The sequence below is a fragment of the Pseudomonas sp. Z5-35 genome (assembly GCF_051131945.1).
GTDB lineage: Bacteria > Pseudomonadota > Gammaproteobacteria > Pseudomonadales > Pseudomonadaceae > Aquipseudomonas > Aquipseudomonas marvdashtae.
Map to the genome: position 1 here is coordinate 1,892,587 of NZ_CP071640.1, position 11,168 is coordinate 1,903,754.

An 11,168-nucleotide genomic window follows, 5' to 3' on the forward strand; every position below is an offset into this window, starting at 1 on the left:
GCCAGGCACTTTATTGGAGTGCCTGCTTAATTTCCTTCCGATTCCAACCGCGCCGCAGCGCGCTGGGTGATCTGCGAGCGCACCCGGAACGACTCCGCCGAGCGCCGGTGGGCCTCTTCGAGCACCTGAGTCGGTGCGCTGTCCGGGGAGCCTGCGGCGAACGGTGGAGCGGGAGCGTATTCAAGCTGCAGTTGGACCAGCTCGGCGGTGTCCTGGTCGAACAGCTCTGCTGCCAGGGTCAAGGCAAAATCGATTCCTGCGGTGATACCGCCGCCGGTGAACAGGTTGCCGTCGCGGACCACGCGATCGTTGACCGGCGTCGCTCCCAAGGGCTGCAACAAATTGTGGAAGGCCCAGTGGGTGGTGGCACGTTTGCCACGCAACAGTCCCGCCGCGCCGAGTACCAGCGAACCGGTGCACACCGAAGTGATGTACTTGGCGTGGGCCGCCTGGCGCTTGATGAACGTCAGGGTCTGCTCATCTTCCATCAACGGGCCGACGCCGCTGCCGCCGGGGACGCAGATGACGTCGAGTTTCGGGCACTCTTCGTATGTGGTGGTTGGCAGCAGGACCAGTCCGGTGCTGGAGGTGACGGGCGCCAGGTCTTTCCAGATCAGGTGGATTTTCACATCCGGCAACGAGGCCAGCACGTCGTACGGGCCGGTGAGATCCAGCTGCTGGACCTGAGGGAATAACAGAAAACCGATCTGCAAGGTCATGTCGCTTTCTCCTTTGAATAGTGCCCGAGGGGTGGACGGTTTTAGTTTAGGTCCGTAGTCTTTGGCTTATTCGCCAATAAGCCCTCGAATCACGCCAATATGCCCAATCAGCCGAAAACCGTTCATGTGCTGGCCTTCGCCAACGTGCAAGTGCTTGATGTCACCGGGCCTTTGCAGGTGTTCGCATCGGCCAACGATCTGCTCCGTGGGCAAGGCCTGCCGGTGCCGTACGCGCCGACTGTCATTGCCGCCGGAGGTGGGGCGGTGATGTCGTCGGCGGGGTTGGCGCTGATGGCCGAGCCGCTGCCCAGCGAAGCCAGCGACACGCTGCTGATCGCCGGCGGTTGGGGCGTGTACGAAGCCGCCGAGGATCCAGCCTTGGTGGCTTGGGTCAAGGCACAAGGGCTGCGTTCGCGCAGGGTGGCGTCGGTGTGCACTGGGGCGTTTCTGCTGGCGGCCAGTGGATGGCTGGACGGACGCCGGGTGGCGACTCACTGGACCCGCTGTGAACAACTGGCCCGGCAACATCCAAAACTACAGGTCGAACCCAATCCAATTTTTATCAACGACGGTCCGGTGTGGACCTCCGCCGGGGTCACCGCCGGGATCGACCTGGCGTTGGCGCTGGTCGAAGAAGACTTGGGCCGAGCGGTGGCCCTGGAGGTTGCGCGGCATTTGGTGGTGTTTCTCAAGCGCCCCGGCGGGCAATCGCAGTTCAGCGCCACGTTGGCGCTACAGAAGCAGGGCGGTCGCTTCGATGAGTTGCATGCCTGGATTGCCGAAAATCTCATCCAAGACCTGGGCTTATCGAGCCTGGCTGCCAAGGTCGGCATGAGTGAGCGCAGCTTTGTACGCCACTACCGCACCGAGACCGGCCAGACCCCGGCCCGTGCCGTAGAGCTGATTCGCGTGGAAACCGCTCGGCGCCTGCTAACCGACAGCACCGTGCCGATCAAACGCGTAGCGGTGCAGTGTGGGTTCGGCAGCGAGGAGACCCTGCGTCGAAGCTTCATGCGCGCGATGGACGTAACCCCTCAGGCCTATCGCGGGCGTTTCGCGATCAGCCCTCAAGCAGATCCAGCAGTGCCTTGAGCGTGGCTTCGGGCGCCTCCTGGGGAATATTGTGGCCGACGCCGGCCAACACGCGACGTTCATAATGCCCGGTGAAATGCCCCGCATCGTCGTCGTGTTCGGACGGCGGACCCACGCCGTCATTGGCCCCGCACAGGGAAATGCTCGGCACACTGATGACGGGTTGCGCCGCCAGCTTTTCTTCCATCCAGTCAAGGGTCGGGTCCCCCGGCGCGTACCCGAAACGATGGCGGTAGGAATGAATCACCACCTCGACAAAATCCGGGTTATCGAATGAAGGGGCGGTGAGCGGATACAGCTCGGCGCCGCGTTGCCAGGTCGGCGACCACAGGCGCCAAAGCAATTGGCACAATTCACGCCGGTTCTGCCTCAGGCCTTCGACGCCCCGGGCGGTGTGAAAGTAATACTGGTACCACAGGCGATATTCGTCTTCGGGACCCAGCGGGAGGGTCGAATGAGGAATGTCCTGCAAGTTATAGCCGTCTCCCGTGACCAGGCAGCGCACGCGTTCGGGCCACAGGGCGGCGACGATGCAGGCGGCGCGGCCACCCCAGTCATAGCCGCACAGCGCCGCTTGGGGGATATCGAGCGCTTGCATCAGGTCCAGCAGGTCCTGGGCCAGTGCCGCTTGCTGGCCGGAGCGGGCGATAGCGGGGTTGTTGAACCGGGTTGGGCCGTAGCCGCGCAGGTACGGCACGACGACTCGATAACCGCGTTGGGCCAGGCCCGGCGCAACCTCGTCAAAGGCTCGTGGGTCGTAGGGAAAACCGTGCAGCAGGAGCACTGGCTCACCGCTGGCGGGGCCGTGTTCCTCATAGGCGATGCGCAGCAGTGGCGTCACCGCAAAATTCACCTGGGGTGCAGCTGTCATGTTGGCCTCCGGCATCGCTCGGTTGTGGTCAGGCGGGTTCCTGGTTCACGTATTTGGCGCGGTCCGGGGTGAAGGTCACGACCATGTTCGTGCTGGAACAGGTCAAGGTCCGTTCCTAGGTCAGATCGATGTCCAAGTCCTCGCCGCGCAGGCCCTGCCATTGGGCCAGGTACTTGAGGCAACCGAATTTTGCGTTCTTCTTCAGGCTGCGGCTGACGCCGCCTTTCCAACCCAGCACCGGCAATTCACCGGCCAGGCAACGGTGTGCCAGTTCAGGAAATCTCGCCGCTCGATCGCGGCCGATTTCCCAGCATTTGATCAAACCTTTGTCCTGGTCGTTCCACAGTTCTTCTCGGTTCAAGCCTGTTCGAGGCGCGGTGGTGATGGGGCGTCTGATGTGCGTCATATCGGATCCTTGAATCGGGTTTATCGGGCAGCTCCGCTGCACCCGTGAGTGCATCGATCTTAGGAGGGGTTTGCGGTGCTGGCAACTTGAGGACATGGACTGAGTGCGATTGCGCCAGCTTTTTTGAGAAAAACACCGGACACCCGTGGCGAGGGAGCTTGCTCCCGCTCGGCTGCGCAGCAGTCGTCGCTTTTCAATCCGGAAATTTTGGGGTCGCTGCGCAACCCAGCGGGAGCAAGCTCCCTCGCCACAGGAGTTACGTATTCCTACAAAAATTGTGATGAAGCGGAATTTTCCGACGAGTCGTGGCGGTTGGTGGTTCGGAAGCGCCGGGGATAGGCTTTGTCCGTCGCTGCAAAATCAGCGACCGGGCTTTGGTCACCCGTTCGAAGTCAGGCGCACACGTGCAACTCTGCATCTTGGCTCTTTTGCCGGTATGCTTTGCGGCGGGCTGTGCGCGGGGCGCTCTCGAGTGCGCCGGGTGCCTGACTTCCCGGTTGACCAACCTGCGTATAGCCCACCACCCTCGTTTGGTCACGAGGTGGGTGAGTTCCTATCAAGTCAGGAGTTTCACAATGGTCAAGATCACCCCCAATCCCCCCAAAAAAGCCGAAAACCTCTCCGCCTACACCCGGTTCGACTCGCAAGAGCACCGCGAAGCGGCTGATCGCGCGTTACGCATTCACTTATCGCCCGACACCCCAGCCAAGCCCGACACCCAGCAAGGCCAGGTCTTTTCCGTGGTGCCCGGTCTCAACACCGAATCCCTGCTGACCACCCTCAGCGAAACCCTGGCTTCGGCCAATGCGATGGCCAGTGACCTGGCATTCGACCTGGAAGGCTCACGGCGGCATGTGGCGTTGGGGCTTCAGCAGTTGATCGAGCTGGGCACCTTACTGGTCAACCGTGCCCTGAATGACATCGAACTGGCGGAGCCAACTCGGTAGTCGAAACACCGTCCAACCCGTGGCGAGGGAGCTTGCTCCCGCTCGGCTGCGCAGCAGTCGTCGCTTTTCAATCCGGGAAACTTGGGGTCGCTGCGCAACCCAGCGGGAGCAAGCTCCCTCGCCACGAAGTCCGAAGTGTTGAGCACCGCTCAAGGCTGCCAGTGATTTTTCTCCCCACTCAACTTGCGGTCCAAAAAGCTCGCCGCGCTGATCAGCGCCAAATGGCTCAACGCCTGGGGCAGGTTGCCGAGATGGTAGCCATGGCTGTCGAATTCCTCGGCATACAGCCCCAGCGGATTGGCATAGCGCAGCAGTTGCTCGAACTCCAGCTGGGCTTTCTCCACGCGGCCGGCGCGGGCCAAGCATTCGACGTACCAGAATGAGCAAGCGACGAACGAACCCTCGGTACCGCTGAGGCCATCAATGGGGCTGTCGTCGTTGCGATAGCGGTACACCATGCCGTCGCGCACCAGGTCCTTTTCGATGGCGTCCAGCGTCGACAGCCAGCGCGGGTCGCGGGCGCTGACGAAGCGCACCAGCGGCATCAGCAACATCGAACCGTCGAGCGCGGTGCTGCCCAGGCGCTGGACGAAATGCTGGTGTTCGTCGTTCCAGAAATTCGTCCAGATGTCTTCATAGATGGCCTGGCGAGTCTCGTCCCACCGTGAGAACGGGGCGGGCAGGGAACGTTTGCTCGCCAGGCGAATGGCGCGGTCCACCGCGACCCAACACATCAGCCGCGAATGGAGAAAGTGTTGCTTGTCGCCGCGCATCTCCCAGATGCCCACGTCCGTGTCCCGCCAGATTTCGCAGACCTGATCGACCACATCAACGGTGTGCTTCCAGCCTTGATGGGAGATGGCTTCGCCGTATTTGTTGACCAGATACACCGCGTCCATCAGCTCACCGAAAATATCCAGCTGCACCTGCTGGTAGGCCAGGTTGCCGATGCGCACCGGCCGAGCGTTGCCGTAGCCGCTCAGATGGGTCAATTCGGTTTCCGGCAGTTCGAGCCGGCCATCCAGGCCGTAAAGGATATTGAGCTTGGCCGGTTGGTCGCGGCAGTCGCTGACGCGGCCGCGCAGCCAGCGCATGTAGGCGTTGGCCTCGTCGATAAAACCCAGGCGCATGAACGCATAGACGGTGAACGAGGCGTCGCGGATCCAGGTGTAGCGGTAGTCCCAGTTGCGCTCACCGCCGCGGCTTTCCGGCAGGCCGAAGGTGGCGGCCGCGATGATGGCGCCCTGCTTGCGCGAGGTCAGTAGTTTCAGCGCCAGCGCGGAGCGATTGACCATCTCCCGCCAGCGTCCACGGTAGTTCGATTGGCTGATCCAGCCGCGCCAGAACGCCAGGGTTCGCTCCAGGCACAGGGCGCTGGTGTCGTCCACCAGACGCGCATCGTCGATGCCGCCCAGCAGGAACTCGGCGGTCTGGCCTTGCTCCAGGGTGAATTCGGCTGCCGCGGCCTGGCCGTCCAATGTCATGGCCTGATCGGCGCACAAACGCAGGCTCGGCTGTTGAGGGGCCTCGAAGATAGCGTGGTCGCCGTCCCAGCGCGCGGTGGTCGCCGCGCGGGAATAATCATGGCGCACCGCGCAACGCATGCGGAAAGTCGCGCTGCCGACAGTCATGCGCACCCTGCGCATCAACACGGGCAAATCGTCCTCGCTATCGCCGATGGGCAGCAGGTCGGTGATCTCCACCACCACGCCGTCGCTCAGCCAACGGGTTTGCAACACATTGGTGTCGGGCAGGTAGATTTGCTGGCGGCGGGCATCCTGCAGGTCCGGAGCGAGTTGGAAGATGCCCGCTTCGGGAGTGTCCAACAGCGAACAGAAGATCGACGGGCTGTCGAACTCCGGCCAGCAGAAAAAATCCACGCTGCCCCGATCGTTGACCAACGCAGCCGTGCGCATGTCGCCAATGATGCCGTGGTTTTCGATGGGACTTTGCGGTTCGTCATGATCAGCCATTGCCACGGAACCCCGGATAAAGGCTCATCCCGCCGTCGATGAACAACGTGGTGCCCACCACATAATCGGACAGGTCCGACGCCAGCCAGACCACCGCATTGGCGACATCGTCGACATCGCCGACCCGGCCGTAGGGAATCAGCTCCAACAGTTGCTGTTCTTTTTCACCTTCCATGGCCTCACGGTTGATGGCCGTGCGAATCGCGCCAGGGGCGATGCTGTTGATGCGGATTCGCTGGTGGCTGGTCTCCTGGGCCAGGGTCTGCATGAGCTGGTCGATGCCGCCCTTGGAAGCCGCGTAATTGACGTGGCCGGCCCAAGGGATGCGCTGATGCACCGAACTCATGTGGATGATCTTGCCGGCAGCCCGGGACACGCCTTGGCGAATGCCCTGGCGGTTGAAGATCCGCAGGGCGGCGCGGGCGCAGAGGAATTGGCCGGTGAGGTTGACGCCGATCACCGTGTTCCAGTCGTCCAGGCTCATATCGACGGCGGCGGCGTCTTTTTGCAGGCCGGAGTTGGCCACCAGAATGTCCAGCGTGCCGAAGGCGTCCAGGGTCTCGGCGAACAGTCGCTCGACGTCCTGTTCCTTCGACACATCGGCACCGATGGCGATGGCGCGGCCACCGCTGTCGTTGATTTCACGGGCCAGGTCTTCGGCCGGGCCGGCGCTGGAATGATAGTTGAGTACCACGGTGGCACCGGCCGCCGCCAATGCCTTGGCCGAGCCGGCGCCAATGCCGGAGCTGGCGCCGGTGACCAAAGCCACTTGTCGGGCGAGGGAAATCTGCATGGGATTAGCACCTTGAACTGAGGGCATTACTTGCTGACTGGCGGCAGGCCCGGAGAGTTCATTTGCGGGCGACGGTCTTCACATTTCCCCCACAGTTTCACGCTTCCCCGGCACGGGCCTTTATGGCAAGTTGCAGGCCCTTGTTGAGGCGACATTCATGGCAAACCCCTATCGCGAACTGTTCACCGCCCCTGGCAGCCGCGGCTTCGTGCTGGCGGGGATGATCGCGCGCATGCCGATCTCGATGACGGGCATCGGCGTGATCACCATGCTTGCGCAGCTCAAAGGCGGTTATGGATTGGCCGGCGCGGTGGCGGCGACGTTCGCCTTGGCGACGGCGTTCTGCGCGCCACAGGTGTCGCGGTTGGTGGACCGTTTCGGCCAGGGACGGGTCTTGCCATTGGCGGCGCTGATCGGTGGCGGGGCGTTGTTGCTGTTGCTGCTGTGCACGCGATTGCAGGCGCCCCATTGGACGCTGTTCCTGTTCGCCGCGCTCGCTGGCTGCATGCCGAGCATGTCGGCGATGGTGCGGGCGCGCTGGACCAAGGTCTATCGCGGCCAGCCGCAACTGCGCACTGCCTATGCGCTGGAGTCGGTGCTGGACGAGGTCTGTTTCATTGTCGGGCCGCCGCTGTCGGTGGGGCTCTGCGTGGTGGCGTTCCCGGAGGCGGGGCCCCTGGCCTCGGTGGCGCTGCTGGCGATCGGCGTGACAGCGTTTGTCCTGCAACGCAGCACCGAGCCGCCGGTGCATCCGCACCAGGCGCATCACCAGGGCTCGATCATCGGTTCCAGCGACGTGCTTCTGCTGCTGTTACTGATGGTCGCCATGGGCGTCATCGTCGGGGTGGTGGACGTGGTCAGCGTGGCGTTCGCCCAACATCAGGGGCAACCGGCGGCGGCGAGCATCGTGCTGTCGGTCTACGCCATCGGCTCCTGCCTGGCCGGCTTGGCGTTCGGGGCGCTGCGCTCGAAAGTGCCGTTGCCGCGGTTGTTCTTGTACGGCGGGGTGGCGACTGCGCTGACGACGCTGCCGCTGTTGCTGGCGAGCAATATCCTCGGGTTGTCGCTGGCGGTGTTTGTCGCCGGTTTGTTCTTCGCGCCGACGCTAATCGTCGCCATGGCCTTGGTCGAGCGCATCGTGCCACCGGCCCGGCTCACCGAGGGCCTGACCTGGCTGGTGACGGGCCTGAGTATCGGCGTGGCGATCGGCGCGGCGGGTTCGGGTTGGCTGGTGGATACGTTTGGCGCGCGCAGTGGTTTCTGGTTGGCAATCGCTGCCGGGGCGGTGGTGCTGGGGGCTGCGGTGCAGAGTTATCGGCAGCAAACGTAAATCCCTTGCCACAGGGAATATGTTCAACCGTCACCAACCCCGCCCCGAATTCACCCAGAAGTTCACCGACAGCGATGTGGACACCGACTCCACCTGGTGGAACCAGCCCTCCGGCAAAAACAACAGGTCGCCAGCCTCCAGCGGCACCCGCAGGAACGTCACGTCCCGGGCGCGAGGGAAGCGATCATAGTCCGGCGCGTCCGGGTTGAAGTCACAACCATCGAGCCCACCCTGGGGCGCGGTCGACCAAGTGCCCAGGGCTTCGCGGTGATGGGGCGCGGCGAGGGTGAAGGTTTTCTGGCCCCAGACCTGGGCGAACAAGTTGTCGGTATCGTCGCGGTGCAACGGCGTGAGGGTGCCCTTGGGACCGATCCAGATGCGCGGCGGGATGAACAGTGAAGGGTCGAAGTAGGGCGGGTATTTGATCTGCTCCAGCAGTTGCGCCGGCAGGATGTTGTTGCCCATGTAGGCCGGTGGTTCGCCGTCGGCGGTTTTGACCGCCGGGCTGTCGAGGGAGGCAATGAAGTCGACCATGGACGTTGAGCGGAAATCCCGCTCCGTGGAGAAGGTCTTCTTCACGTAATCGCCATGACGGGTAATGCCTTGCAACTCGGCAAAGTGCACCAGGGATTCCTCCCGGCTGAGCTTGAACAACGGCCAGTCCTGCAACGCGTCGCTGATGACCAGCGGGATGCCGTGGGGCAGGTAACGTGCCTGGAACTCCTGCACCGACAGTTCGCTGCGTGGCCGGCGTTCCACGCTGCGTTGGGTTGGCAGGCTGGCGGTGAGGGCTTCGCTCAAGCGCGACGGCGTGGGGTAGCGCTTGTTCATGTCGACCTTTTCCACCGCGCGGGCGCCGTGACGGGCATGGTCGATGATCTGCGGCAGCAACGTCGCCAGGCCCATATTGCCGCCGATCTTCAGGCGACCGCTGGCAAACAGTTCCTCGACGTTAGCCATGCCGGCCATGATCCCGAGAAAGTCTTTTTCCGCGACTTCGATGGTGACGTCCGGGCTGGCGTGTCGGCCGGCCTGGGTGCGGCTGCTGGCCTTGACCTCGGACCAGTACGCCTGGTGCGGGCCGAACACGAATTGGAAAACGCCTTCGATACCAACGGCGCCGGCGTTGGCGAACAGTTTGCCCAGGATGGTTTGCAGGTCCACGGCAGTCACTCTTGTGGGTTTCGGTCCTAGCAGGTAACGAGGGCCCACGAGCTAAATTTAGCCCTCGCTGCTGACCGGCCCCCTAGCGCGTCGCGACGATGAACAACCTTGGAAACGGCAACAGGACCGAGCCATCGTCCAAGGCGGGATAAGCCTGCTCGATGGCCGCGAGATATTGGCGAAGGTATTCCTCGCGCTGCGCCTCATCCAACGGCTCGAGGAACGGCCGCAAGCCGCTGCCCTTGAACCATTCCACGACGCCCGAGGCACCGTCGGCCAACGGGTGGTGATAGGTGGTGCGCCAGACATCGACGCGGCTGCAATGGGCTTTGAGAATCGAATAATAGGTGCAGGCGTCGGCCACTTCCGTGCGCGTGTCCGCCGCGCCGGCCAGTTGGCTGGCCCAGGGACTGTTGGCGGCGATGTCGCTCATCAAGCGATGGGAGGGCTGGTGCAAGTTGTCGGGCATCTGGATCGCCAGGCTGCCACCCGGCGCGAGCTTGTCCACCAGCGACGGCAACAGCGTGGCGTGGTCGGGCAGCCATTGCAGCACGGCGTTGGCGAAGATCAGGTCAAAGGGACCGCCTTCATGCCATCGTCCGATATCGGCAGTGGCGAATGTCACGCCGGGCAGGCGCTTGCGGGCGGCTTCGATCATGTCGGCTGAGCTGTCCAGGCCACGCACCGTGGCGCCGGGGAACCGGTCCACCAGCAGTTCGGTGGAATTTCCGGGGCCGCAGCCCAGGTCGATCACCTCGCGCGCCTGCACAGGCGCGATGGCCGCCAGCAGATCGCGGGCTGGGCGGGTGCGTTCCTGTTCAAAAGCGACATATTGTTGGGCGGACCAGCTCATTGTGTTCTCCTTGAGGGCAGACCAAAGCCATTGGGCGTGCAGTATAAGGCGCATCCGGGCGAGGAGGCCGCTGACTAATTCTTCACGACCCGGCCTCGTTATTCCTTTTATACAAACGATCGGAGAAAACCGCAGTGACCCAATTGACTCTCCTGTGCCTGCCGTATTCCGGCGCCAGCGCGATGGTTTACAGCCGTTGGCGGCGCAAGGTGCCGCAATGGCTGCAGGTGCAGCCGGTGGAGCTGCCGGGGCGCGGTGCGCGTTTCGGCGAGCCGCTGCACACTGAGATGGGCCCGTTGGCGATGCAGTTGGCGCGAGAGGTGTTGCCCACGTTGCAAGCGCCCTATGCCTTGTTCGGTCACAGCCTGGGCGCGTTGCTGGCTTGCGAAATCGCCCATGCCTTGCGGGAACTGGGCTGCCCCGAGCCGGTCGCACTGTTCGCCTCGGGTACAGCGGCGCCCACGATGCGTGCCGATTATGATCGCGGCTTCGCCGAAGCGAAAACCGACGCTGAATTGATCGACCAATTGCGCACCCTCAACGGCACCAGCGAAGAGGTGCTGGCCAACGAAGAGCTGATGTCCCTGACGCTACCCGTACTGCGTGCCGATTTCCTGCTGTGCGGGCGTTACCAGCCACGGCTTCGACCACCGCTCAGTTGTCCGGTGCACGTGCTCGGTGGCACCGCCGACAAAGCCACCACCGAACAGTTGATCGGTTGGAGCCGGGAAACCCGTGGCAGTTTCTCGGTGGACATGCTCGCCGGCGGACACTTTTTCATCCACGAGCACGAGGCCAAGGTGCTGCGGCTGATCAAGGATCAGTTGAGCGTGCATCATCGGCGGCACGGGTTGGCGATCAGCGCCTGAATCCCTTCCGTGGCGAGTCAGCAAGCGCCCTCGCCACGGGTTTGTTCCTTCCTGACACAAATTCCCAATCGCTAATTTTTCCGGTTTGCATTCGTTTCATAGGGACGACATGCCTTTGTGCCTTGTGCCCACTGATTCCGGATACCCAGAA

Annotated in this window: 10 protein-coding genes and 1 pseudogene; 4 read left to right on the forward strand and 7 right to left on the reverse strand. The window is 63.1% G+C overall.

The features are described 5' to 3' along the window. Positions 1 to 26: 26 nt before the first annotated feature. Positions 27 to 719, reverse strand: coding sequence for an isonitrile hydratase (gene inhA, locus J3P95_RS09020; RefSeq protein WP_434577763.1), 693 nt, complete (start codon positions 717 to 719; stop codon positions 27 to 29). Positions 720 to 818: 99 nt separating this feature from the next. Between inhA and J3P95_RS09025 the strand changes: the two genes are divergently transcribed. Further along, positions 819 to 1,811, forward strand: coding sequence for a GlxA family transcriptional regulator (locus J3P95_RS09025; RefSeq protein ID WP_434577761.1), 993 nt, complete (start codon positions 819 to 821; stop codon positions 1,809 to 1,811). Here the strand turns inward: J3P95_RS09025 and J3P95_RS09030 are convergent. Both J3P95_RS09030 and J3P95_RS09035 read right to left on the reverse strand, forming a co-directional pair. Next, on the reverse strand, positions 1,780 to 2,682 hold the full coding sequence (locus J3P95_RS09030) for an alpha/beta fold hydrolase (RefSeq protein WP_434577760.1): 903 nt from the start codon (positions 2,680 to 2,682) through the stop codon (positions 1,780 to 1,782). The two genes, J3P95_RS09025 and J3P95_RS09030, sit on opposite strands and share 32 nt — an antisense overlap. A gap of 28 nt (positions 2,683 to 2,710) precedes the next feature. Beyond that, a pseudogene (locus J3P95_RS09035) lies at positions 2,711 to 3,088 on the reverse strand (hypothetical protein). A 575-nt stretch (positions 3,089 to 3,663) separates the two neighbouring features. On the opposite strand from J3P95_RS09035, the gene J3P95_RS09040 reads away from it, so the two are divergent. Beyond that, positions 3,664 to 4,035, forward strand: a complete 372-nt coding sequence (locus tag J3P95_RS09040) for a DUF6124 family protein (protein ID WP_434577758.1) — start codon at positions 3,664 to 3,666, stop codon at positions 4,033 to 4,035. 149 nt (positions 4,036 to 4,184) lie between these two features. On the opposite strand, the gene J3P95_RS09045 is transcribed toward J3P95_RS09040, so the two are convergent. Together J3P95_RS09045 and J3P95_RS09050 are read right to left on the reverse strand one after the other, a co-directional pair. Continuing rightward, positions 4,185 to 6,008 (reverse strand): glycoside hydrolase family 15 protein, encoded by a 1,824-nt coding sequence (locus J3P95_RS09045; RefSeq protein WP_434577757.1) that lies wholly within the window; start codon positions 6,006 to 6,008, stop codon positions 4,185 to 4,187. After that, positions 6,001 to 6,801, reverse strand: coding sequence for an SDR family oxidoreductase (locus J3P95_RS09050; RefSeq protein ID WP_434577755.1), 801 nt, complete (start codon positions 6,799 to 6,801; stop codon positions 6,001 to 6,003). Before J3P95_RS09050 ends, J3P95_RS09045 begins: the two co-directional genes overlap by 8 nt. Before the next feature lie 157 nt (positions 6,802 to 6,958). Here J3P95_RS09050 and J3P95_RS09055 point away from each other — a divergent pair, with 157 nt between their 5' ends. Continuing rightward, positions 6,959 to 8,131, forward strand: a complete 1,173-nt coding sequence (locus J3P95_RS09055) for an MFS transporter (RefSeq protein ID WP_434577753.1) — start codon at positions 6,959 to 6,961, stop codon at positions 8,129 to 8,131. Positions 8,132 to 8,161: 30 nt separating this feature from the next. Here J3P95_RS09055 and J3P95_RS09060 read toward each other — a convergent pair whose 3' ends face one another. Both J3P95_RS09060 and tam read right to left on the reverse strand, forming a co-directional pair. After that, the gene (locus J3P95_RS09060; protein ID WP_434562277.1) at positions 8,162 to 9,295 is read right to left on the reverse strand and encodes a cupin-like domain-containing protein; all 1,134 of its coding nucleotides are present in this window, start codon (positions 9,293 to 9,295) and stop codon (positions 8,162 to 8,164) included. 82 nt (positions 9,296 to 9,377) lie between these two features. Then, positions 9,378 to 10,148, reverse strand: coding sequence for a trans-aconitate 2-methyltransferase (gene tam, locus J3P95_RS09065; RefSeq protein WP_434562279.1), 771 nt, complete (start codon positions 10,146 to 10,148; stop codon positions 9,378 to 9,380). Positions 10,149 to 10,282: 134 nt separating this feature from the next. Here tam and J3P95_RS09070 point away from each other — a divergent pair, with 134 nt between their 5' ends. Beyond that, on the forward strand, positions 10,283 to 11,017 hold the full coding sequence (locus J3P95_RS09070) for a thioesterase II family protein (protein WP_434562281.1): 735 nt from the start codon (positions 10,283 to 10,285) through the stop codon (positions 11,015 to 11,017). Positions 11,018 to 11,168: the final 151 nt, after the last annotated feature.